Source organism: Hwanghaeella sp. 1Z406, from assembly GCF_048892425.1.
Classification (GTDB): Bacteria; Pseudomonadota; Alphaproteobacteria; order UBA8366; family Aestuariispiraceae; genus Pacificispira.
The window spans coordinates 14,576-38,006 of record NZ_JBLZHU010000007.1; the positions used below are offsets into that span (position 1 = coordinate 14,576).

At 55.1% G+C, this 23,431-nt stretch carries 19 protein-coding genes; 9 read left to right on the plus strand and 10 right to left on the minus strand.

The window, feature by feature from the left end:
* The first annotated feature begins 30 nt into the window (after window positions 1–30).
* From ACOSDR_RS14035 to speB, 8 genes are all read left to right on the plus strand, one after another.
* A complete protein-coding gene (locus ACOSDR_RS14035) occupies window positions 31–2,202 on the plus strand; it encodes a RelA/SpoT family protein (protein ID WP_420731662.1) in 2,172 nt (723 codons plus the stop codon).
* Between the two features lie 7 nt (window positions 2,203–2,209).
* Entirely contained in the window at window positions 2,210–2,776 is a 567-nt protein-coding gene (locus tag ACOSDR_RS14040) for a DUF2062 domain-containing protein (RefSeq protein ID WP_420725361.1), read from the plus strand.
* Window positions 2,773–3,210, plus strand: coding sequence for a holo-ACP synthase (acpS, locus tag ACOSDR_RS14045; RefSeq protein ID WP_420725362.1), 438 nt, complete (start codon window positions 2,773–2,775; stop codon window positions 3,208–3,210). Before ACOSDR_RS14040 ends, acpS begins: the two co-directional genes overlap by 4 nt.
* Window positions 3,211–3,309: 99 nt before the next feature.
* On the plus strand, window positions 3,310–4,047 hold the full coding sequence (gene lepB, locus ACOSDR_RS14050; protein WP_420725363.1) for a signal peptidase I: 738 nt from the start codon (window positions 3,310–3,312) through the stop codon (window positions 4,045–4,047).
* Window positions 4,034–4,720 (plus strand): ribonuclease III, encoded by a 687-nt coding sequence (gene rnc, locus ACOSDR_RS14055; protein ID WP_420725364.1) that lies wholly within the window; start codon window positions 4,034–4,036, stop codon window positions 4,718–4,720. Before lepB ends, rnc begins: the two co-directional genes overlap by 14 nt.
* Complete coding sequence (gene era / locus ACOSDR_RS14060; protein WP_420725365.1) at window positions 4,710–5,657, plus strand: GTPase Era; 948 nt, start codon at window positions 4,710–4,712, stop codon at window positions 5,655–5,657. The genes rnc and era overlap by 11 nt, the downstream gene beginning before the upstream one ends.
* Window positions 5,657–6,394 (plus strand): RNA methyltransferase, encoded by a 738-nt coding sequence (locus tag ACOSDR_RS14065; RefSeq protein ID WP_420731663.1) that lies wholly within the window; start codon window positions 5,657–5,659, stop codon window positions 6,392–6,394. The genes era and ACOSDR_RS14065 overlap by 1 nt, the downstream gene beginning before the upstream one ends.
* 70 nt (window positions 6,395–6,464) lie before the next feature.
* Window positions 6,465–7,430 (plus strand): agmatinase, encoded by a 966-nt coding sequence (speB, locus tag ACOSDR_RS14070; protein ID WP_420731664.1) that lies wholly within the window; start codon window positions 6,465–6,467, stop codon window positions 7,428–7,430.
* A 110-nt stretch (window positions 7,431–7,540) separates the two neighbouring features.
* Here the strand turns inward: speB and tssA are convergent, their stop codons facing one another.
* From tssA to ACOSDR_RS14100, 6 genes are all read right to left on the minus strand, one after another.
* Entirely contained in the window at window positions 7,541–8,767 is a 1,227-nt protein-coding gene (gene tssA, locus ACOSDR_RS14075) for a type VI secretion system protein TssA (RefSeq protein WP_420731665.1), read from the minus strand.
* Window positions 8,768–8,771: 4 nt separating this feature from the next.
* Window positions 8,772–12,914: a type VI secretion protein IcmF/TssM N-terminal domain-containing protein gene (locus ACOSDR_RS14080; protein WP_420731666.1), complete on the minus strand. Its 4,143-nt coding sequence runs from the start codon at window positions 12,912–12,914 to the stop codon at window positions 8,772–8,774.
* Window positions 12,915–12,925: 11 nt separating this feature from the next.
* Window positions 12,926–13,918: a DotU family type IV/VI secretion system protein gene (locus tag ACOSDR_RS14085; protein WP_420725371.1), complete on the minus strand. Its 993-nt coding sequence runs from the start codon at window positions 13,916–13,918 to the stop codon at window positions 12,926–12,928.
* Window positions 13,919–13,927: 9 nt separating this feature from the next.
* On the minus strand, window positions 13,928–15,280 hold the full coding sequence (tssK, locus tag ACOSDR_RS14090; protein ID WP_420725372.1) for a type VI secretion system baseplate subunit TssK: 1,353 nt from the start codon (window positions 15,278–15,280) through the stop codon (window positions 13,928–13,930).
* 114 nt (window positions 15,281–15,394) lie between these two features.
* Window positions 15,395–15,919 (minus strand): hypothetical protein, encoded by a 525-nt coding sequence (locus ACOSDR_RS14095; protein ID WP_420725373.1) that lies wholly within the window; start codon window positions 15,917–15,919, stop codon window positions 15,395–15,397.
* A gap of 2 nt (window positions 15,920–15,921) precedes the next feature.
* Window positions 15,922–17,052 (minus strand): SPOR domain-containing protein, encoded by a 1,131-nt coding sequence (locus tag ACOSDR_RS14100; RefSeq protein ID WP_420731667.1) that lies wholly within the window; start codon window positions 17,050–17,052, stop codon window positions 15,922–15,924.
* 376 nt (window positions 17,053–17,428) lie between these two features.
* Between ACOSDR_RS14100 and ACOSDR_RS14105 the strand changes: the two genes are divergently transcribed.
* Window positions 17,429–18,634: an NADH:flavin oxidoreductase/NADH oxidase family protein gene (locus ACOSDR_RS14105; RefSeq protein WP_420731668.1), complete on the plus strand. Its 1,206-nt coding sequence runs from the start codon at window positions 17,429–17,431 to the stop codon at window positions 18,632–18,634.
* A gap of 3 nt (window positions 18,635–18,637) precedes the next feature.
* Here the strand turns inward: ACOSDR_RS14105 and ACOSDR_RS14110 are convergent, their stop codons facing one another.
* From ACOSDR_RS14110 to ACOSDR_RS14125, 4 genes are all read right to left on the minus strand, one after another.
* Window positions 18,638–18,931, minus strand: a complete 294-nt coding sequence (locus ACOSDR_RS14110) for a PAAR domain-containing protein (RefSeq protein WP_420725376.1) — start codon at window positions 18,929–18,931, stop codon at window positions 18,638–18,640.
* A gap of 90 nt (window positions 18,932–19,021) precedes the next feature.
* Window positions 19,022–20,275 carry a sensor histidine kinase gene (locus ACOSDR_RS14115; protein WP_420731669.1) on the minus strand — a complete coding sequence of 418 codons (1,254 nt, stop codon included), beginning with the start codon at window positions 20,273–20,275 and terminating at the stop codon, window positions 19,022–19,024.
* A gap of 79 nt (window positions 20,276–20,354) precedes the next feature.
* The gene (locus ACOSDR_RS14120) at window positions 20,355–21,242 is read right to left on the minus strand and encodes a toxin-antitoxin system YwqK family antitoxin (protein ID WP_420725378.1); all 888 of its coding nucleotides are present in this window, start codon (window positions 21,240–21,242) and stop codon (window positions 20,355–20,357) included.
* A 12-nt stretch (window positions 21,243–21,254) separates the two neighbouring features.
* A complete protein-coding gene (locus ACOSDR_RS14125) occupies window positions 21,255–23,414 on the minus strand; it encodes a type VI secretion system Vgr family protein (RefSeq protein WP_420731670.1) in 2,160 nt (719 codons plus the stop codon).
* Window positions 23,415–23,431: the final 17 nt, after the last annotated feature.

A 23,431-nucleotide genomic window follows, 5' to 3' on the forward strand; every position in this document is an offset into this window, starting at 1 on the left:
TTGTAAGTTCTGTAGGACGTCCCCCGCGCCATGATGCGTCAATACGAGTTGGTCGAACGTGTAAAAGCCTATGAGCCCGGTGCGGATGAAGACGCACTGAACCGCGCCTATGTCTTCACCGTGAAGGCCCATGGCAATCAAAAGCGCGCCAGCGGCGATCCCTATTTTTCACATCCGGTCGAAGTCGCAGGCCTGTTAAGCGACAAGCGGCTGGATTGCGCCTCCATCATCACAGGATTGTTGCACGATACCGTTGAAGATACCGATGTCACCGTCAAAGACATCAGCGCCACTTTTGGCGAAGAAGTGGCCGCCCTGGTCGATGGCGTGACCAAACTGTCGCAATTGGAACTGCAATCCGACCGAACCAAACAGGCGGAAAACTTCCGCAAACTGGTATTGGCCATGTCTCAGGACATCCGTGTCCTGATCGTCAAACTGGCAGACCGCCTGCACAACATGCGCACGCTGCATTTTATCAAGGCCCCGGAAAAGCGCCGCCGGATCGCCCGGGAAACCATGGATATCTATGTTCCCCTGACAGAACGCATCGGCATTCGTGATTGGCAGGAAGAGCTTGAAGATATTGCGTTTCAGGAGCTTAACCCCGATGCTAGGGCCTCTATCGTCGCGCGCCTGGAATTTCTGCAAGAAGCTGGTGGCGATGTCATCAAACGGGTCCAGGCCGCGCTGGAAAAAGACCTGGAAAAGGCCGGAATTACGGCAGACGTCAGCGGACGTCAAAAGCGGCCCTATTCCATTTGGCGCAAAATGCAGCGCCAGAATATCGGCTTTGAGCAATTGTCAGACATCATGGCGTTTCGGGTCGTCGTCGATTCCGTCGAAGATTGCTATAAGGCGCTGGGCACACTGCACGGCAAATATTCAATGGTGCCAGGCCGGTTCAAGGACTATATCTCCCTGCCCAAGCCCAACGGCTATCGCTCCATCCATACCGGCGTTATCGGGCCGGAAAACCGCCGCAATGAAATCCAGATCCGCACCCAGGATATGCACGACATTGCTGAATTGGGGGTAGCGGCTCATTGGCGTTATAAGGAAACCGGATCTCAACGCTTGTCCGATGAGGAATTGGGACTGACCGAGGGCAAGCAGTATCGCTGGCTGCGCGAATTGCTGGAAATTCTGGACAATGCCTCCAGCCCGGAAGACTTCCTGGAACACACAAAGATGGAGATGTTTGCCGATCAGGTATTCATCTTCACCCCCAAAGGGGACCTGCACGCCATGCCGCGCGGATCGACACCGGTCGATTTCGCCTATGCTGTGCATACCGATGTCGGCAATCGCTGCACCGCAGCCCGCGTCAATGGGCGACTGGTGCCGCTGCGGACGCAATTGCGCAATGGCGATCAGGTTGAAATCGTCACCTCTAAGGCTCAGACCCCCTCACCGGCCTGGGAAACCTTTGTCGTTACCGGCAAGGCCAGGGCCTGCATTCGCCGTTTTGTGCGCTCTGTTCAGCGGGAACAATATGTACGCCTGGGCAAGGAAATTCTGGAACGCACCTTTAAGGCTGCTGCCTATGACGCCACCGAAAAGGCGTTGAAAGGAATTGCCGCCCGATTTGAATTGGAGACAGCGGAAGATATCCTGGCTGCGGTCGGAGAAGGCCGCCTGACGGCACGCGAAGTCCTGTTCGCAGCCTATCCAGGTGCGAAAGAGAAAGATAAGGAAAAGGGCGGCCCCCCCAAGCGTCGCGTTTCGGTTGGACAGATTGATCCAACAGCGGGTGGGGCCATTCCCATTCGCGGCCTGATTCCTCATATGGCCATTCATTTTGCGAAATGCTGCCATCCCTTGCCCGGCGATCGCATAATTGGCATCGTTACGACTGGAAAAGGCGTGACGATCCACAATATTGATTGTGCGACCCTGGAAAACTTTTCCGACATGCCGGAACGGTGGTTGGATGTGTCCTGGGATGCCGATGCTGTTGACGGCACCGCATTTACAGGACGGATTCGGGCCGTATTGATAAATGAACCCGGTGCCCTGGCAGAATTTACAGGCGTGATTGGACGAGACGGCGGCAATATTTCTAATCTTAAATTTACCAGCCGAAGTGAGGACTTCTTTGAAATGCTGATTGATATCGAAGTGACCGACGCAAAACAGTTGAACAATGTTCTGGCTGCCCTGCGCGCGTCCAAATATGTCAATTCAGTAGAGCGGGCATAACATTTCCATGCTTTTCCGCCGCAGCATTCCAACGACCCGTGCCGACCGCATCTTAAGGTTTCTTTGGCCGACAATGAGCCTGCGCCGGATTGGCAGCTATTATAAACGTCGGGTTGCGCGCCTGCCAGGCACACCACACAGCATCGCCGCTGGTTTTGCGTCCGGTGCCGCCGTCAGCTTCACGCCCTTTATGGGGTTCCATTTTGTTTTGGGGGCACTGCTGGCCTATTTCATTCGCGGCAATATGGTCGCTTCCGCACTGGGTACACTGGTTGGCAATCCCTGGACATTTCCATTCATCTGGATTGCCACCTATGAGTTGGGCAGCAACGTCCTGTATAATGCAGGCAAGGGCGTTCCTCAGGAAACACTGTCATTCAGTTATCTGATAGATAATATCGGGGACGTTTTAATTCCCATGATTCTGGGCGGGGCAATTCTGTCTGTCATTATTTTTCCGCTGGTCTATTTTCCCTTGCGCCTGATGATACAGCGCTTTCGTGACAGCCGTTTTGCAAAGCGGCAGCGGCGCGCAAAATTGCAACGACAGCAGGCAGCGGAGAAACAAGCATGATCATCGGCACGGGCACGGATTTATGCCAGATTTCTCGCATCGCCGCCTCCCTGGAGCGGTTTGGAGATCGTTTTACCAATCGCTGCTTCACGACGCTGGAACAATCCCGCGCTGATCGGCGTCCCAACAAGCGCGCAGATCGTTATGCGCAGATGTTTGCGGCCAAGGAAGCCTGCTCCAAGGCCTTGGGAACCGGTTTCCGAAAAGGGGTTTTCTGGCGCGATATGGAAGTTGTGTCCCTGCCCAGCGGCAAACCGACTTTGGTGCTGCATGGTGGCGCAAAGCAACGGGCCGAAAGCCTTATGCCACCGGGCACGGTGCCACTGGTTGATGTTTCCCTGACGGATGAGGCCGGGCTGGCCCATGCCATGGTTATCCTGTCAGCCCTGCCCGCAGAACAACTGGCCCTGGCGAAAAGCCTGCGTGAGGCATAACCCCGCAGAAGCGCCATACCGGCCCCCTGGGCTTGACACCAACCACGCCGGAGGGCCATATCCCGCCATTCTTCCGCAGCACAGACAAGGCGCGCACCAATGAAAACAGATGTCACAGAAAAAGGCAGCTTTAAGGACCGCATTGCGCCTTATTGGGAAACGGTAAAGACCCTGTTCTGGGCGGCCGTTATTGCCATCGGGTGCCGGGTATTTGCGTATGAACCTTTCAACATCCCATCCGGCTCGATGCTGCCGACCTTGAAGATTGGTGACTATCTGTTCGTATCGAAATTCTCTTATGGGTATGGGATGTATTCCTTCCCCTTCAGCCCGGTTTCTTTTTCGGGTCGCATTCTGGAAGACGCCCCTGAACGCGGTGATGTTGCAGTCTTTCGCAAGCCCACCGAAACCGATATCGACTATATCAAGCGTATTATCGGGCTGCCGGGCGATACCATTCAAGTGATCAATGGTGTGCTGCATATCAATGGCGAGGCCGTGAAGCGCCGCCAGATCGAAGACTATGTGCCGGAAAATGAAGAGCGCATGAGAACCCGCGTCACCCATTATCTGGAAACGCTGCCCAATGGCGTTGAACATGATATCATTGAGGATATGGGGGACCGGGGTCGACTGGATAATACGCCGGAATATGTCGTGCCCCCTGGCCATTATTTCGCCATGGGCGATAACCGCGACCATTCGCAAGACAGCCGTGTCCTAAGTCAGGTCGGTTTCATTCCCATTGAAAATTTCATCGGGAAGGCGACAATCATATTCTTCTCCTGGGGTGAGTCGGGCCCCCGTTTCGACCGGTTTTTCGATGTCATCAAGTGACGCCGATTTCAAAGCCCTGGAACAGCGCCTGGGCCATGTTTTCAGCAACAAGCGACTGCTGGATCGCGCCCTGACCCATCGCAGCGCAGGAGCGCTGGCAGAAGGCAGCTACGAACGCCTGGAATTTCTGGGGGACCGGGTCCTGGGCCTGATCGTCGCCGATATGCTGTTGCAACGGTTTCCAAAAGATCCGGAAGGACATCTGTCCCGACGGTTCAATGCACTGGTGCGCCGGGAAACTCTGGCGGATGTGGCGCGGGACTTAAATCTGGGCGGCGAAATTCGGTTCGGGCAATATGAAGAAGCCGATGGGGCGGACAACCCCGCCATCCTGTCGGATGTGTGCGAAGCCCTGATTGCCGCAATGTATCGCGATGCGGGGCTGGAAACGGCCCGCGCCTTTATCCTGCGCAATTGGGAGAAACGGTTGGAAGCCGATCCAACCCCGCCGCGCGATGGAAAATCTGCGCTGCAGGAATGGACCATGGCGCGTGGACTTGGTTTGCCGCATTATGAAGAGGTCTCGCGCAGCGGACCGGATCATGCCCCGATCTTTACCATGCGGGTGACGATCCCCAAACATGGATCGGCCCAGGCTGAAGGTCGGATCAAACGGCATGCGGAACAATCTGCTGCCGAACAGTTACTGGAAAGTCTGAAGAATGACGGATGACGTCACCCAATTGCCGGAAGATCACGACAGCCCTGTCGATATGACAGAGACCCGCGCTGGCTTTGTCGCCATCATCGGGGCCCCTAATGCTGGGAAATCAACCCTGGTCAATGAACTGGTCGGGGCCAAGGTATCCATCGTCACCCATAAGGTGCAAACAACCCGCACCCGCATTCTGGGCATCGCACTGCGCGGCGCGACACAGGTCGCCTTTGTCGATACGCCGGGTATCTTCAAGCCCAAGGGTCGCCTGGATCGCGCCATGGTGTCCGCCGCCTGGCAAGGGTCTCAGGATTCTGATGCGACGGTCCTGCTGATCGACAGTGTGATTGGCATGAATGACGAAGTGGAAGCGATCTTGAAAGGCCTGGAACAGGCTGGACGTAAGGCCATTCTGGCGCTGAACAAAATTGATCTGGTAAAGCGTGACAGCCTGCTGATGCTGGCGGATCGCCTGAACAAGACCGGGCAATTTACAGAGATTTTCATGATTTCCGCGACAAAATCCGATGGCACGGAAGACCTGATCAACCATGTTGCAGGCATGATGCCCAAGGGACCATGGCTGTTCCCCGAAGATCAATTATCCGATATGCCTCAGATGCTGTTGGCGGCCGAAGTTACGCGCGAAAAGCTGTTTATCAACGTGCATCAGGAATTGCCCTATGCGCTGACTGTTGAAACGGAAAGTTACGACATCAAGAAAGATGGCTCGATCCGTATTCAACAGGTAATCTATGTGCAGCGAGAGAGCCAAAGATCCATCATTCTGGGCAAGAATGGCAGCAAGGTGCGTACCATTGGCACCGCTGCACGCGAAGAACTGTCCGAGATGTTTGAGACCCCTGTGCATCTATTTATCTATGTGAAGGTCCGCGACCGTTGGCAGGAAGACCCTGAACGGTATCGCGTCTGGAATCTGGATTTTCAGGCCTGATGACTGCGCCCGCCGTCATACTGATCGACCCGCAATTGGGGGAAAATATTGGCATGTGCGCCAGGGCCATGCTGAATTGCGGCCTGACGGATTTGCGCCTTGTGCGCCCCCGGGATGGGTGGCCCAATCAAAAGGCTCAGGATGCCTCTGCCGGGGCACAGGACGTTGTTGATCACGCACAGGTGTTTCAGACGACCGAAGAGGCTGTTGCGGACCTGACACGGATCTATGCCACGACCGGGCGTACCCGCGAATTGCTGGAATATGTCCTGACCCCCCGTGCTGCGGCTGAAGATATGCGCACAGCGACCGCCAGCGGCTTGCATCGCACCGGCGTCCTGTTCGGGGGGGAACGATCCGGCCTGACCAATGATGATGTCGCCAAGGCAGATGCGATTATTCGTGTGCCGCTGAACCCTGATTTTCGATCCTTGAACCTGGCTCAGGCGGTTCTGTTAATCGGTTATGAATGGTTTACAGCCGGGGACCAGACCCCCAGTGAAACCCGTGATATCCGGGATGCCCGCCCCGCCACCCAGAACGAGGTGGAAATATTTATTGAGCGGCTGGGCAGAGGTCTGGATGAAGGCAGCTTTTTTCGTTCCGTTGAAATGCGCCCTACCGTCATGCGCAACATCCGCCTGATGTTCCAACGCACCCAATTGACCGATCAGGATGTCCGCACCCTGCATGGCATAACAGAATCCCTGCGCCGCGCAGGCCCGGAACGGAAATAGCGAACGCACGCGCTTCCGTCTTTTCACAGACCGAATATCGGCGCTAGGATGCCGCCTAAGGAGGAACTGTATGGCAAAGAATGGGTATGAAGGTGGGCGGTTGAACCTGCCATTCGTTGGGCATTGTACCTTTGGCAAGCAACCTGTCTGTCTGGATTGGGATGCGATTGATGCCGATATTGCCGTGCTGGGTGCGCCCTTCGATATGGGAACCCAGTATCGCGCCGGGGCACGTTTCGGACCGCGCGGCATCCGCGAGGCATCCACCCTGTTTTCATTTGGTCATGGCGGCGCATACGATTTTGAAGATGACGTCACCTATCTGCCTGTTGATAAGGTGCGCATGGTCGATATTGGCGATGCCGATATCATTCACACCGACACGATCCAAAGCCACGACAACATAGAATATGGCGTGCGCAAAATTTTGAAGGCAGGCGCTCTGCCCGTGGTTCTGGGGGGCGATCATTCTGTCCATATTCCCTGTATTCGGGCCTTCGATGACCAGGAGCCTGTTCATATTGTCCACATTGACGCCCATCTGGATTTCGTCGACGAACGCCATGGCGTGCGCTATGGTCATGGCAATCCCTTGCGCCGCGCGTCTGAAATGAACCATGTGACCGGCTTTACCCAGCTTGGCATTCGCAATGTCTCCTCTTCCAATCGGGGTGATTACGACGCCGCGCGGCGGGCAGGGTCCACCATTCTATCGGTCCGTCACTGCCGTGACCTGGGGCGCGATGGGGTTCTGGCAAAGATTCCACAGGGAAAACGATACTATCTGACCATCGATATCGATGGATTCGATCCCTCCATCGCGCCTGGCACGGGAACGCCCAGTCATGGCGGGTTCTTGTATTATGAGGTTTTGGAAATCTTACAGGGATTAACGCAAATGGGCGACGTTGTGGGGATTGATCTGGTGGAAGTCGCACCGGATTATGACCATAGCGGATCGACCGCCTTTCTGGCCGCCCAGCTGCTGATGAATGTACTGGGCTTCATTTTCCACGCCAAAGGGAAGTCCGCTTAGAGCAAATCCCGAGCAAACGGAATCGTTTGCGACGACGTATTTGCTGAAAAAAGGTATGGTTAGAGTATTATGTGTGAGCTCATGCGAACGCATGATGCTCTAATTTACCTTTACTCTTTCTTCTTCCCCATCGCATCCAATCCCAGCAGGCGCAGCACCCGCTGGTGATCCCCCCCACCTTCGACCAGTTCGACCAGCAATTCGCCAAAGCTCATATTTCCCCAGGCGACGGCGCGTTTCACGAGATAGGGAACGGGGCTGTGCGGTTCCGCCTTTATCAGATAGTCCGCCGCCTCCCCAAGGCGTTTATAGGCCTCTGCGCGGCTTTGAATCGGTCCTGCCGACACTTGCCGGGCGGCAGCCTGTGGGGCCTGGGTCATGATATTTCCCTCCTGCGCCAGGACATCCGTGTCCTGGATTTCAACAGCGTCGTCTGGCATTTCTGGCATATCTTCAGGATCGCCCGGCAGAGTGCCGCCCTTGGCTTCCATCCAATTGCGCGCGCGGGTCTCAATATCCTGCAATACGGTGCGAATGCGTGTCAGAGATGGCGCATCCTTGGGGCAATGTTCCTCCAGGAACAGGTCCAGCCGCTCCAACTCCCCCAGACAGGCCTCGGTCACGGGAACCAGATCGATGTAATAGTCTACCAGCGTTGAATCGACAGCCGCATCGAACTGAGCCCGCGTCGCATAGCGTTTCTGTTCCCGTGCCGCTGCTTTTGCATCGCGCTGATGCAGGTTTTCCAGCCGCAGCACATCTTCCCAATCCTTCAGGCGCATGGGGTGAACATCCCCGGATGTCGGCGCGGTCACCGGCACAAGGCGCAGCAGGATTGCAAATTGATCCGACGCCCAGCGCAGCGGTCCAAGGCGATAGTCCAAATCCCCATCTTCATCGATTTTAGGATGAATATCGCGCCAATACTCCTCACACAGGCTGGATGTCAGATCCAGGCCCCGCCTGAATCCGCGCAGTCCCTCAATATGGGTCCAGGCTTCCGTTAGCCACAATGCGAGATGCAGATCCTTGCTTTTTGTCGCCAGCGCGTCTTCGCACAGTCTTGCGACCGCGGGCCAGTCTGCGCGTTTAACATCTGTTTCCCAAACACCCTGCGGCAGGTTTGGATCCTCATCCCGCCGGGCGTCCCGCACAGCATCAAAAGTCCCCTCATACCGCAGGCTGGGCCCACACGGGTCATCCCCCGCCAGCGGCGCCAGCAGATCTTCTGCAGGGCCATCTTCAACGACAGCAGGCGGCGGGGTCACCGGCTTGTCTGTCCCGGCACCCTCATCATCCAAAGCGTCCTGTTCTTCCAAGGCAGGCGTTCCAGTCATCGCATCAGGGCTCCAACTGCGGGGCTTCAAAAGGAAATGGCGTAATCAACAGCGGCACGGGCTGTCCTTCTTTCAGACCGGAAATCTCAACCCGCAAAAACACCGTTGCCGTTTCAATCGCCCCCCCGGCCGTCGGGCGGGTGGGAATATCGATCCTGAGGGTATGCGGGCGCGGGTCGATAAAGTCTGCAAAATCATTTGAACCTGAGCGGTGACGCCGCACCAAATCTATCAAGGACCAGATATTAGCATAGGTTATCGTAACCGTCCGCCCCTGAACTTGAATTTGGGGGCGCCCAACCGCGGCCGCCGGAATGCGCGTTGAATTTTCTGCCCAGCGCAAGGTCAGAGAAATCGGCTCCCCCAAGGACCATCGTAGTGTCTTCTTCTCACCGCGCAAAGTGGTTGCGTCCGGGCCTACCGCGAACTGCCAATCAATAATCTGATCGCCGCCGACTTCACGGTCCCGGTTGACCCGGAACGCGACATCCAGATTAAAGGACGGGGAGTCTTCCCGATTGGCCGAAGACAGCCAGGGGTCGAAGAAAGCACGGATGCGATCCATCCGAGTAATGAACTCCAGCGCTTGATCTCGTCCAAACCCCAGGTCATCGGCCTGTTCCAACGCCAAACGGGCATTCTGGACATCCCTGTCATAGGCCGAAAAGAATGTACGCAAATCCCTGGGGCTGGCTTCCCGCATATCCGATTCAAACGGGGTCAATGTGAACGGATATCGCCCGGCCAATCCATCATCGAAACTATCAGCAATGGCGGTATAGGCGCTTTGCGCCTGCACCCCGGCCAGGGTCAGACACCGGGCACGGATGCCCCGACTTAGCATATTGATGCGTTCGACAAAGAAATCAGCCTGACGCGCATTGATCGTCGCGCCGTCCAATGTCTCACTGCAATTGGCGAAGGTGACATCCATCATTGGGCCCGTGATGAAACGTTCAAGATCCGAGACGGTATTATCTGCCTGCTGCAGGTCATACTTGGTCAATTCATCAATGATGCCTGTCCAGCGGGACAGAAGCCCCTGTTCCTGATCCGACAGATTGGCATTCAATGCATTCAGGAAATCGGCAACTGGTTTCACATAGCCAGTCGCAATGATGGAAATCCGACCCCGCTGTTGCGCCAGGATATCGCGTAAGCCAAAGACGTCGCGCGCCCGGAAGGCCTGTAACGCCATATTGGGATCCCCACGCCACCAATCAAAGTCTCCCCCCTGCGGCACGTATAGCGAACTGGAATTAAACAAAGAATCCGCCGCCTGTATCAATGCAATAGCGCTGCTGGTGCTGAGATCCAGCAAGTCCAGATAACTGTCTTCCAGCCCCAGGTCGTCATAGACGCCCAATATCTGCCGCAAGGCCGACCCTGCTGAATTGAAGGTAACGACCGCCCGCCGCAAAGATTCCTCGGATTGCAGTGAGGTGCTGGACCGACCACGCGGCACCACCATTGCCGCCGCGATCCGATCATTTACATGGCGTTCCAGACTATGCCCACCGGCCGTGCGCAACAGCGGGTGCAACGCCCGTGGGACACGATCCATTTCTGATGCTATGAATTTATCATAGTCATCAATGAAGGCTATCCCCTCCTCCAGCGCGCCCGCATCCCATTCAATGGCGCTGCCAAGTGACGGCGGAGCGGGCATCGCCTGGAACCGCCCGTCCCGCATAAACGGTTGCTGATACAGGCTTTCCAGAACGCTGTAGAAGTCCAGGATTGTCGGAGACAACCGCAGCACGGTTCTGTCACCATCCCGTGCCAGAATAGGCCCAATAGAAACGGATCTCAGATCTGGCAATTCCTGCTGTAATGTCTTCAATCCGCTTTTGTTCGCCGCATCAAACGCCGCTGCCAGATCGGCCCCCAGAACCTGAGATCCCCCAATGCGTTCCTGCAAATCAGCATAGGCAATGGTTGGGTCAAATGCCGGGTCATCCATCCAAGTATATTTCGGATCATCTAACCAGGCGCGGATTGTCTTAATCTGATTAAAAACACGATCCAATTCGCCCAGACCCGCGGTTCTGCTGTTTGCGGCATCGTCCAATGTCTGGGCAAGGTCCCGCAACTTGATCATCAGGGCATTTTTCGAATACAGCGAAACCACAGCCTTATCCATCAATTCCCGATACTTTGCCTGCATATCACGTTGATAGGCATCCAGCGGAATTGTCCGATAATTTGCGCCACTCAGCGCTTCAGAATAAAAGTCTGAATTCTCCAGGAAGCTTTCCGGCAGACGCACCTGGAATAGGTACGATACCAACCGGCGCACATCTTCCAGATCATTGGTTTCACTGAGTTGGTTGTAACGATTGATCGCCGATTCAAAATCGCGAACGGATCCAACATACCGCCGCAATAGCTCAAATTCTTCACTGCGCGGTGTTTCATTGTTTAACAGCGCGGAAGCCCCTGACGGCAGATTAGATCGCATTTGCAGAGTGCCCGTAGACGCGCCTTCCGGCGGCAAACGACCATTGCCGATAGACTGGCCCCGCTCGTCCAGAGCAGCCCCCATTGACTGTAGTATGAATAAATTAAATGCGGTTGTGGTGACGTTGGTCACGCGGCTATCAACATCCGCGAGGAAAGACGACGGCATCAGAATAGAGAAGAAAGACCCGGTTTTAAGGGCTGCCATTCCCTCCAACAAACGCAAGGCACGTTCACGGTTAAAGCTGCCCACAGGATTATCAGACGGATTGGCTCGGTTTGCGGCTTGAACGCTGTCTATATCCTGTCCAACCTGTTCAATAAACGGTGTGACGGTTGCAACATCCTGATGCATATCCGTGTGCAGCAACCACAGTGAAAATGCCCCTAAGACAACAACGGCGATTGAGGCCGCTTGCGCTGTCGTCGCTATTTTATTGCTGTGAATCAGAGTCCGTTTAACCGGGCGCGCCATGTTCTTTTCAGGAAAAATCTTGGTCTCGAACAAGTCCTGCAAAAATACCGGATAAGCCGCCCGCGCCCGGGGGCCGCCATAGACCCCGGACAAAACAGGTACCGGGCGATCAACGACCAAATCTTCCATGCCGCTATCCCCGGTGAACCAGATCCCGCGGGGAGAAAAACTTTCGTGATACGTGCTGGGCTTGAACAATTGCCGCAAGTACAGCCGCATCGGCTCCCGCAGCCCTTCAAAGGAAGCCGGCAATTGGTAGATATCTTCGGCGGCCGCAGGGTCGCCCGTCATGGCAAAGATTTCCATCTGCGCCGCCTGTAACCCCTGCCCGACCGTTTCGACCGCCTCGTCGACCCAGCTTTCACGAAATTCTGTATCGAAACTGTACGGGCTGGCCCACCCCAGCATATCAGCCAGGCTGTGATCCGGCAGTTCTGATACCAAGGCCTGAAACCCCGGCAGACGATCCATCTTCGTGACAATCACATAGACCGGGAAGGCAAGACCAAGACGGGCCTGTGCCTGCCACAATTTCTTGTAAATCGCATCGGCGCGCTGGGTGATATCCTCCGGCGGTCGCACCGCGCCCTGGTCATCCAGGAAATCTTCTATCGGAATGGTCAGGATGATACCATCTGCCGGACGGCGGGGTCGATACCGATCCAGAAACCCCAGAAAATTGCGCCATGCCTTAGAATTGGATCCACGCCCATCGCGTTGCCGCACCAGGGTTCCTGCCATATCCAGCACGACACCGCGGTCAAAAAACCACCATTTACAGGCCGGGCGCAGATCTTCGAAATCTTCTGCGGGCTGACCTACAGGCAGGTCCATGCCGGTATGGGCGATCAGGGTGGATTTTCCCGATCCTTCCGGCCCCAGCATCAGATACCAGGGGATCGCATAACGCCAATCACGGCCAGAAACGTGATTGCGCAGAATTTTTAGCGCATGTTTGAAGCTTTTTCGCATTGGCAGAAGCGGCAGGTCTTCCGGCTCTGCGGCGAAAGGCTGATAATCCGGATCTTCATCCAGATGCCGGGGCGAATCCTCCTCTGCGCCAGCCGCCTTTTTGGAATTGCGCGTCTTGCGAACCACAAACAGCAGGGCGCCGATCAGGATAAAGGATATTACGATCAGGAACCCGACGATCCCCGGCAAATAAGGCGTCAGTCGATAGAGTAAGTCGCGGATGAAATCCAGCCAGCTCATCTGCCCCGCCCCTAACCACCGGCGCGATCAAGCGCCTCAAGCAAAGGCGCTAGCGCATCGTTGAAAATGAAATGGGCGGTGATGCTGTACAGCGCGACAACACCAACAAACAGCCAGACCCATCGACCCGGTGAGGGCAACAAGCGCGCCAGGGTGCTCATCTGTGTGTGCTGATAGGCTTCTGGTGCCAGACGATGGCTGGGATCTGGTAGGTTTGGGCGTTTTTGATAGATGTAATAGTAAAGCTGCTTGCGATATTCCGAGATCCGGGCTTCATCCCGCCCTCCGGCATAGCGCCCCCGAAACCCAAATGTCAGCGCCAGCAGATATACAATGGCGATTTCAGCTTGCACCCGATCCCCGGTTTTCAGCAGCTTTTCCATGCGCTTAAAGAAAGCATCCCCGGCATTGTAGGTTTCAAACAACCGGGTCTCCAGCAAGTCATTGCGCCAGAAATCGCGCCCGGGCCAATCCAGCGTTAAAAAAATCTCATCCGCCAGCGCCGCCATGACATATTGCGCTTCGCGATAATACAAAACGCCGTATTCCCCGCCGCGACGACCTGCCTCCAAGGCTTGCATCTCCAACAGAGTCTGCAAGCGTCTCAGCGCCTCTTCCGCTTTTAATCCGACGCCATGGTGATCCCTTTTTGATCCAGACAGTGCGTCGTCATCGTCTACCGGATGATCCTCCAGATCATAGTCTGGCGGCGCTGCCTCCCCCGGCAATGGAGGAGGTGCATTGAACCCTGGCAGAGGCGGTGGCTTCGGCCTGTTTGGATCATAGGCCATGGCCTCATCAAAACTGGGCAGCGCAGCGGTTCTTGCATGACCACTTAACAAGGCTTCTTCCCGCAGGGTTAGAACCTCATCATAAAACTCTCGAAACTGATCCAGAATATAGGCACCGGCCCCCCCGGCGGACGGACCACCACCCACACTGCTACCGCCAACGCCCGCATTGCGATGCGCCTTTGTCATGGGAGAAACAGGCTGAACAGCCATCGCCTGGCCTTACCTATCGTCGCCGGATGGATTTCGGACATACAGGACGATTTCCTGCGGCGGTTCCCGCCGACCCCGGTCACCAGACAGGATGGACAGTTTTTCGCCCGGAACGATGTCGTCGAAATTCACCTCGATTTTAAATAGCACCACACCCCGTGTCGGAACCACATCCAGCGCCTGTTCCCGATCGATACGATGGCGTGGCGCACCAAGGACGCGGCGTTCCCGCATTGGCTTGATCACAGAGTCCGATCCGACCAGCGCGACATCCATCCAGGCGATCACATCGGCTTCGGTCATTTCAGCCCGGGCCCGCACGCCAATCGTCAGGTCATCATCACACCATGCCGGATCAATCTTCAGGCTAAACACGCCATCGGCTTCTTCAAACGGAATGGCGGTATAGGCTTCAGACACACGGTCCAGCATCTGAATGACAAAATCACAGGCGGCCGAAAACGCCGCCTTTGGGTCATTATGATCATAGGATGGCAGCATCGGCGGCACCAGGGCCCCGCCCACGGCGGTCATATGCCCGACGATCTGGCACAAGCTCAGATACAACGGAAACGGATGACAGCGATCCGTCTTTAAGATCGCTTCGAACATCGGCAGACCAGCGACCAAACCATGGATCGCGGTCTGGGATTGCTGCAACATTGGCTTGTCGGTCTGGCCCAGCGGGGTACGCGCCCGTTCTGCAAGGAACATCGCCTTTTCGCGCAGGCGCGTTGCCACTGCCTGGCACATTTCCCCAATGGCGGAAACCCGCGTTATGCTCAGTTGCGCCGGGACAAAATTCGTCATTGTGAAGGCTTCTTCGCGCAGCATCAGACGCGCGATGGGAAAGCCAACATATTTCTGGGCCAGACTGTCTGTCAGATGCAACGACAAGCGGGGCTTCAGGCGCGGGATTGTCATTTCCCCCTCGCCGGTATGCTCATCAGAAATCGGCAGCCCTGGCACTTCCTGATAGCGGGGCAAATCCCCCCGTGTTGCACGCCCGCCCAGGCGGCGCACCGGCACGGCCAGGTAGATCGGCACAGGCTTGCCCATCAATTGCCCCTGTTGCTCAGACAGATCCAGTTCCAGGGGCACGTCATCGCCTTGAACATGACTGACGATCAGACCATCTGGTAGCACAGCTTCCAATTCCAGCACCCGGAAGATGCCGCTGACCAACTGCACCGGATCAACCTTCAGATGGCGAATACCCCAATGGAATGGGCTGCTGGTCGCGGTGTGATAGGCAATCAGTTCCTCACCACGCACTCCCAACTGCTGGAAATGCTGCGGTGCCAACAGCATGCCCTCATGCCACTGAATGGCATCCGGCAATTCTCGGGCGGATCGCGGCATTTCGATGTCCTTTCTGGCTCCCCTAGCCTGACGTCCAAGTCAGACAGTTAAGCAGTCCTAGATTCCTGTATCAAGGTCAAGGAATCCACCCCCGCTCCAGTGCAGGAGTCGGGGTTAATTGTCCGTATTAAAAGGACTGAGCGTAAAATCGTCACGGGCCAGGTCAATCCGGATGCCGACACCACTTTCCAGCCGTGCCCGATGTGCGCCCGGTGACAGATAATCCGCAAATACAAAAGCAGCCGTCGCATCATCCCCGGCGTCATTTGACAGCATGTCATCGGGCACCGTCCAGGGCGGCAAAACTGAGCTTGGCACAATCTCCCAACTCATCACGCTGATGCCCTTTGGGTAATCCAGCAAGAACTGACGCTTGCGATTGAACCAGTCCGATGCGGGCACCGCCTGCAAAACGTCTATAACCGTGGGGTCATAGACAAAAACCATATCCACTGCGGTCGCAGAAGACGTATTAGCATCCGCAGATGCCCGCACTTGAACGGTTTCCAACTGAAATACAGGTGCGCCACTGCCGCCGACCAGTCCACAGGCCGTCAAGGTCAACATTACCATTACAGAAAGCACTGCGCCAAAGCTCAACAACCGCGACTGGGCCGCCCCCACCATTGCCCCCATCACAATCAACCCGTCCCACGATTGGCGTGAACAAAGGTGACAATGCCAGCCGAACCACGCAGAGACTTAACCGCCTCCAGCGCTTCGGCCCGTGTTTGAAAAGCCCCGGCCCGCACATAGAAAAGCGGTGCGCCAGTCGCCCCTTGCTCTGCCACGATCCCGGCCTTTGCAGCCGATTGCAATTCACGAACCAAGGCAGCGGCATTTGATTTATCGCGAAATGCCCCGAATTGCAGGGAGTAGTTCCCCCCTGGGCCACCAAGGACCGATGTCTCCGCCGATGCCACATCAGACCGGGCGGGCTGGGATGGCTTTGCACCAGGATAGATAATCGTATCCGTCGCGATGGTCGCCATAGGTCCCGGCTGGCTGACAGAGGGCTGTAATGGTGTTTGCGGCGCAGTAAAAACTGGCTGAGGACTTTGCAGGGCCGTATCACGTGCGGATTCTGCAGCCGCGATTTCCGGCGAAGGCGCAAGCTGCTGATCCCGATTTGCCGTTGCTGATGTCACCAACCCTTCCGAAACGCGGGTCGTTTGTTGTGGGATCGTCGCGCGTGTTTCCTGCACCGATTGGGCCGCGGTATCGCCAATAGCGGCACCATCTTGCGGTACCGATGGCACTGGTTGGCTGGATTGTTGCGGCTGGCTGGGCAAAATCGCCAATTCCCCACCGGCATTTGGTTCCCCGAATATCAGCACCGCAGACAGGAACCCCGCAACAAATATAATAAACAAAGTGGCAATGCTGCCAGCAACAAGGGCGCTTACTGTACCGGGAGAAATCACCAGCCGCGGTGGCGCGGTATGGGTGATCTTGTGCGCATCTTCATACGCATCATCCCGATAGCTGCGGGGCTGGGGATCCATGTGCTCAAACAGTTTTGAAATGCTCAGACGCTCATGGGACGGCTTGCGCCAAACAGAAGCCTCTGCCCGACGATGATCGGGACCATTGGCAGGGTCAATCGTCCAGGTCTGTTGAAGAACGGTACCTGACGCAGGCGCATCGGCGGCCGGACGCAACCCAGCATGACGCATCACGGGGCTTGTACGTCCCCGTCCGTCTACGTCCACAGGCAACCCAATGCGGGGCCCCGTGCGTCCGATTTGTCTGCCACCATATCTGCCGGTCATGGACGACCTTTCACGCTGAAACCCAAACAACTACAACATTTTGTACAAGATCGTGCAGGGCATACAAAATACCCCCCGCACACCATCCATTGTAACATCCAGTGGATTCAAGGATCAAGAAAGGAAATGCAAGAAAAAACAAGTATTTATAGATCAATATATAGTGTTTGGTTTAAGACTGAGTACAGTATATCCGATCCATAAAAAGAGCCCAAAGAGAACAAAATAGAGTCGTCCTGACGATAAATCATTTCGGCAGGATTCATCTAACAATACTTAAGAAAGAGGCTGTCCTTGATGCCTTCGCAAATGGCGCAACACCCGCTAGTATGCCTGCATAGAAAAATCCCCTGCCAGCCCCCATCAAGGATCTCCCATGCCGAACACTCAGGACGCGCTGTTCCGACCGCTTGAATTACCCTGTGGGGAAATTCTCAAGAACCGCATCGCAAAGGCTGCGATGTCTGACTCCCTTGGCGACGGTCAGGGCAATCCAACCAAGGAACAGATCCATTTGTATAACCGTTGGGCAAAAGGGGGACTGGGCCTGGCCATAATTGGGGAGGTACAGCCCACCCCGGATTATGCAGAGAAACCAGGAAACCTTGTTCTTGACCCAAACTCACATCTGGACAATTTCGCAACGCTCGCTGCCCAAGGATCTGCCAACGGCGCAAAATTGTGGATACAGCTTGGCCATGCGGGCGCCATGGCACACCCACCGATCAGCGCGCCCAAAGGCCCCAGCGCGCTTAATATTCCCGGCCTGTCCTGTGAGGCCCTGACACTTGAGGAGATTGCGCGGCTGCCAGAGACGTTCGCACGCACCGCGCAACTGGCGCAAAAAGTTGGGTTTGGCGGGGTTGAGATCCATGCGGCCCACGGATTTCTGCTCAGCCAGTTTCTATCCCCGCTTTTCAACAAGCGTACCGATCGCTATGGCGGCAAGATTGAAAACAGGGTCCGTTTGATCCTGGAAATCCTTGAGGCGGTCCGCAGCAAGGTTGGCCCTCGCTTTCCAATCGGCATTAAGCTGAATGCGACAGATCAGCTTGAAGGGGGCCTGGATACCGATGACGCGCTTAGCGTCATCACCGCACTTGACCAGACCAGCATTGACCTGATTGAAATCAGCGGCGGGACCTATTTTCCAGGCGCGCGATCGGCATCCGATGCACCCGCACGTGGCCCCTATTTCCTGGATTTTGCCACCAGTGCCAGGCCCTTAACGCACAAGCCCCTGATGGTGACCGGCGGGTTTAAAACCCTGCAACAGGCCAAAGCCGCTGTTTCTGAATCAAAAGTTGATGTCATTGGCCTGGCCCGTGCCTTGGTTCTGGCGCCCACCCTGCCTAACAAATGGCGCGACGAGACACTAGAAACACCCGAATTTCCAAGATTTTCCAATCCCCCCGAAGGCGGTGTCACGGCATGGTACACGATGCGACTGACCGCCCTGGGAGAGGATCGGGAAGCCGAGATGGAAACCGACCTGCCATCGGCCATTCGCGCCTATGAGGCCAGAGACACTGCCCGCACCGCGTTGTGGAATTCTCATTTCCATCAGACCACCCCTAAATAGGGATCAGGCCAACAGAACCGTCGGCACAGGGACCACAATCGCCCCGCCATGGGAACAGGTATCGCCAACCCGCGACATAGGGATCCCCCCGCCCAGAACCGTCGGCGACCCCATCGCAACAGCATCGGGCGGACCGACACACACAGCCATGCTGCCCGGTCCAATCGCAGGCAAACCACCAACCAGAACGGTCGGACAGGACGGCGCAGAAACGGGACCGCCCACATGGGGAATCCCCGGCGGCGTCACCATCGGGCAAACATGCATGGCACTTAATGCAGCGGCGGGCATTCCCATGATAGATACCCCAGTTGATCAGAACTGATTTAGATTAAACCGCTTCGCCTCGTACGGAAAGGTCTGCTCACCGTCTGCCATGGACAGACCTCACACAGCCGTGGGCAACGTGAATCGGAATGTGGTTCCGCCATCCGGATTAGCCTCACACCAGATTTTGCCATTATGCCGTTCAACAATGCGTCGGCATGTGGCCAGGCCGATACCACTGCCTTCGATATCAACGGTCGGGTCAATGCGATAAAAGATTTCAAAAACCCTGGAATACTGACCTTCAGGGATACCCCGTCCATTATCAGCAATCGACACCGTGGTTTGCGCGCCCGACTGTTCCGCCGTGATACAAATTTCCGGTGCTTTTTCTGATCGATATTTCAGGGCATTTTCAATCAGGTTCTGGAATAGCAGCAACAACAGCGTTCGGTTCCCAACGATCTGGGTAGAGGTATCCTGATAATGCAGCGATGCCCCCAAATCCTGCAATTCAGCCGCCATGGTCGTGCGTAGATCAACGATAATCGATTGCAGAGAGACAATATCGGAACACGCAACATTCTGGTGCAGCTTGGAAAATTCATACAAATCCTGAATCATGTGATCCAAACGATCAATGCCGTCTACAATTATGGTCATATAAGCGGCTCTCTTTTCACTGGATTCAACTGCATCCGTCAGAAGTAACTCACTGTATCCTTTTACATAATTAATCGGATTGCGCAGATCATGCGATACCGTCCCGGCAAAAGAATCCAGCTCCTTGTTGCTTATTTCCAAACGTTTTGCGTAGTCAGCCTGGTCTTGCTGTGCGCGTTCGCGCATTCTGATTTCTTCAGTTAGTTGATGGTTTAACTGAATCAATTCCGCTGTACGATCAGCGACGCGCTGTTCCAAATCATCCCGGGCCAGCCGAAGATTCTGCTCCGCCTCCCGCCGCTCTTCGACCTCACGCCGCAAGGATTCATTGGCACGCCGATGGGTCTCCGGTGACGGCAGCGCCAATGCCTTGGGAATTACGACCCAGATCATCACGGCGGTTAAAACCGATACCAGCGCCGTCACAAATTTCGCGGTCGCCTGCAATTCGTAAATCGGGATCCATAATGTCACAAGATCCGTGACATGTGTAATGCCACACCAAAGGATAAAGAGAATGAATAGATTCGCGACCCATTTAAATTCCAGGTCCTGACGCTCTTTAACAAAATACATAATGCCCAGCGGAATCGAAAAATACGAGAAGGCTATAACGGCGTCTGACCCCGCCATCGTTGCCAACAATGACGAGTTTTCTGCCAAGCAGATAGAATGCGGCAGATAACGATCTATCGAAAAGAGATCCCACATAGGCTTTTAGCCCTCAAGCAACAACCAAGGCGCTAATAGCTTATATGTTTAACTGGTTAAATTTTACTTAATGCTTAAATCAATCGTCGTTTGACTCATCTTTCTCACGATGTCCAAACCGGGTTTTTTCCAGCTTTGCAGAAACCGGCTCCCCTTCCTGGAACTGTTGGCGCGCCACTTCCTTACCCTTATGGTTGTATTCAATGGTCCAGCCATGCAACAGATCACCCTTAAAGGGACTTTCTTTTAAAATCGTACCATTTGGCATCATGTCCACGGCAACACCGTCCAGTTTCCCTGCAAAAAAAGTCTCACGTCGTACGACATTGCCTTCCATATCATAATAGCGGGCTTCGCCGTGTTTTTTGCCATCCTTATAAGGAATTTTTGCCATCGGTTTATTGGTGGGTGAATAGGTGGTCAGCCAGCCATTCTGCAGATCATTGTGAAATTCTACATCCATCAGGCGGCGGCCCTTTTCGTAGAAGGTGGACAAGCCTTCTTTTCGTCCACGGTGAAACGGAACGGTTTGCTGAACATCCCCATTTTCGTCAAAAAACACCGTTTCACCATGGACATAGCCATCCACATAGATCGTGCGCTGCTTTAACTGTCCATTCTTATAGAATTCAGTCGGACCATTTAGAACACCATGGGTAAAATGGTGCCGTGCCGTGACCTGCCCTTGATTGTATTCGGTATATTCGCCGTGTAGTTTGCCATTGTGATGGGTCGACAGTTGCGACAACTCGCCGTCTTTATAGAAGCGGTTTTCGCCATGCAGCACACCGGCTTTGAAGGTGCCCTGCTGCGTTATAACACCGTCCTGATAGAACCGCGCCTCGCCATCAATTTTACCATCGGCAATAGTATATTCCGCCTTGGGATTCCCGGCCTTGTCGCGATCAATGTAAATCCCGTCCTTGGGTTGCGGGCCGGTTTTTTGCGCAGCAGCTGCGTCGGTCATCAGATGCGATCCTTAATTGATCTTGGCAATGGCACCTTGCAGGATTGCCATCACGCCCCCTTTGAACGTGCCCGTCGTACCCCCTTCATAGGTGCCTGACAGCCCGCCCTTAGACTCCAGTGTCAGCCCCCCTTCTTCTGTCAGGCTCATACCGCCCTTCATCTCCATTGAAACTCCGCCTTCTTCCTTAAGGGACATGCCCGCCGTGGATTCCGTGGTCATGCCAGACTTCAAAGTCAGCTTCGTTCCCGCATCATCGGTGACATTCATGCCGCCCTTATTGGTCAGGTTCATCTTGGCTTCGTTATCAATATTGGTGCCAGCTGAATTTGTAATATTCTGACCAGCCGTCGTTTCATAATTCATCCCGGCATCATTGGTAATGCTCTGAGCGGCCTCGCTGTTGATATTCTTGCCCGCCGTAATTTTTATATCGCCGCCCACATCAATGATCAGGTCGCCAGAAATTGTCAGCTTGTAATCCTTGGTCACGGTATGGGTGAAGCCGTTATCTGTCTTATGGGTCTGAGAGCCATTCACCGTCAGTTTGCGATCCCCCTTCACCGAATGAGTCTCATCCCCGGTCTGAACCTCAAAGATGCGGTTTCCCTTTTCAATGGTGACAGTATCATCGTCATCTTTCACAGTCGTGGTGCGGGCATTTTCCACAACAGAATTCCAGTCCTTCTGGGCATGCAGGAATATTTCCTCCTTGCCGGCCAGATCCTCGAAACGGAACTCGTTATAGCCATTGCCCCCTTTGGATGAATTGGATTTCATCGTCGCCTTGGTTTGATCGTCGGGCAGTGTATAGGGCTGCACCTGTTCGCCGTTATAGACACAGCCTGTGATCAGCGGGCGGTCCGGGTCTCCCTCCAGGAAGGTCACCACGACTTCCATCCCGATCCGCGGCAGGAACCAGGTTCCCCAGCTTTTCCCAGCCCAGCCCTGGGCAACCCGGACCCAACAGGACGTGTTCTCGTCCTTCTGGCCTTCCCGGTCCCAATGAAACTGCACCTTCACGCGGCCAAATTCATCGGTCCATATTTCTTCACCCGCTTTGCCGGTCACCAGCGCAGTTTGCGTCCCGTGAATGCGCGGGCGTTGGGTTTTACGCTGCGGGCGATAAGCAAGCGACTTGGGAAAGGCAACAAAGCCATTCTCATACCGGTCCTTGTCGGCGCGAATGGAAAGTTCCCCCAACACGTAATCGGCATTCAGGGAATCGCGCCCATGCCAGATCAAGGAGAAGGCATAACCCGCAATAAAGGATTTCATGGAGGACCGCCCCTCCAGCGACTTAGACAGGGCTTCGAATTCCTGAATGCGCAGGCTGGCGCGACTGTCGCCATTGCTTTTCGCCATGTAACCGCCCGGATATTCATACACTTCCATATCAGACCCACTGCCATCGCCATCGGCGCTGGCCATCAATTCCGTAGAAGGGGTCTGAAAATTATAGTCATCGGTGGCGTAATGGTCGCTGACCACCCGTTCCGAATAGGATAATTGATGCACCGCATCTTCATCCTCGCGCCCGGACTGTCCGGTCGGGCGGTAGGTGGCACGATTTATTCCGGGACAGGTCGCATGGGCATCAGCATCATCGGCCAGAACCAATGTATGTTTACCCTCTTCATGCCGATGGAAATAGAAGATCCCTTCGTCCTCCATCAACCGGTTCAGGAAATCGAACACCGTTTCGTTATACTGAACACAATAGGTTCGGCTCTGATAGGCAGACGTTGTTTCCAACGCATAATCCGTAACCCCGATTTCCCCCAGCAGTTGCTCGATGATTTCCGTAACCGACACATCCTGAAAAATGCGGCAATCTGTCTTGCGCGTCCCCAACCAGAATTTCGGACGAATGATGGCGCGATAGGTCCACAAGCGCGGATCTGAATCATGCTGAGAAAAATCTGTCACAAGACCATCAACATAGCGACTGGTCTGTCCATCAGCGGAATAAATCGCTGCTGTGACGGTCTTGCCAACAATGGCAGTAAAGTCGATCTCCGGGTCTTCCGACACCATCTCCAATTCATATCGGAACAGCGACGATAACCCTTCCGTCCCGCGCACCGCCTGCAGGATCAGGACATCATCCCCCAATGGCGTCGTCACAGCCAGATATTGGTTCTCCTGGGAGAAACCGACCGGATCAGCCATGGAATCGCCCCCCCCCA

Excerpts from the sequence above, each read along its gene's own strand:
- ACOSDR_RS14035 (WP_420731662.1), top strand. The coding sequence starts at position 31 with ATGATGCGTCAATACGAGTTGGTCGAACGTGTAAAAGCCTATGAGCCC.
- ACOSDR_RS14040 (WP_420725361.1), top strand. The coding sequence starts at position 2,210 with ATGCTTTTCCGCCGCAGCATTCCAACGACCCGTGCCGACCGCATCTTA.
- acpS (WP_420725362.1), top strand. The coding sequence starts at position 2,773 with ATGATCATCGGCACGGGCACGGATTTATGCCAGATTTCTCGCATCGCC.
- lepB (WP_420725363.1), top strand. The coding sequence starts at position 3,310 with ATGAAAACAGATGTCACAGAAAAAGGCAGCTTTAAGGACCGCATTGCG.
- rnc (WP_420725364.1), top strand. The coding sequence starts at position 4,034 with ATGTCATCAAGTGACGCCGATTTCAAAGCCCTGGAACAGCGCCTGGGC.
- era (WP_420725365.1), top strand. The coding sequence starts at position 4,710 with ATGACGGATGACGTCACCCAATTGCCGGAAGATCACGACAGCCCTGTC.
- ACOSDR_RS14065 (WP_420731663.1), top strand. The coding sequence starts at position 5,657 with ATGACTGCGCCCGCCGTCATACTGATCGACCCGCAATTGGGGGAAAAT.
- speB (WP_420731664.1), top strand. The coding sequence starts at position 6,465 with ATGGCAAAGAATGGGTATGAAGGTGGGCGGTTGAACCTGCCATTCGTT.
- tssA (WP_420731665.1), bottom strand. The coding sequence starts at position 8,767 with ATGACTGGAACGCCTGCCTTGGAAGAACAGGACGCTTTGGATGATGAG.
- ACOSDR_RS14080 (WP_420731666.1), bottom strand. The coding sequence starts at position 12,914 with ATGAGCTGGCTGGATTTCATCCGCGACTTACTCTATCGACTGACGCCT.
- ACOSDR_RS14085 (WP_420725371.1), bottom strand. The coding sequence starts at position 13,918 with ATGGCTGTTCAGCCTGTTTCTCCCATGACAAAGGCGCATCGCAATGCG.
- tssK (WP_420725372.1), bottom strand. The coding sequence starts at position 15,280 with ATGCCGCGATCCGCCCGAGAATTGCCGGATGCCATTCAGTGGCATGAG.
- ACOSDR_RS14100 (WP_420731667.1), bottom strand. The coding sequence starts at position 17,052 with ATGACCGGCAGATATGGTGGCAGACAAATCGGACGCACGGGGCCCCGC.
- ACOSDR_RS14105 (WP_420731668.1), top strand. The coding sequence starts at position 17,429 with ATGCCGAACACTCAGGACGCGCTGTTCCGACCGCTTGAATTACCCTGT.
- ACOSDR_RS14110 (WP_420725376.1), bottom strand. The coding sequence starts at position 18,931 with ATGGGAATGCCCGCCGCTGCATTAAGTGCCATGCATGTTTGCCCGATG.
- ACOSDR_RS14115 (WP_420731669.1), bottom strand. The coding sequence starts at position 20,275 with ATGTGGGATCTCTTTTCGATAGATCGTTATCTGCCGCATTCTATCTGC.
- ACOSDR_RS14120 (WP_420725378.1), bottom strand. The coding sequence starts at position 21,242 with ATGACCGACGCAGCTGCTGCGCAAAAAACCGGCCCGCAACCCAAGGAC.
- ACOSDR_RS14125 (WP_420731670.1), bottom strand. The coding sequence starts at position 23,414 with ATGGCTGATCCGGTCGGTTTCTCCCAGGAGAACCAATATCTGGCTGTG.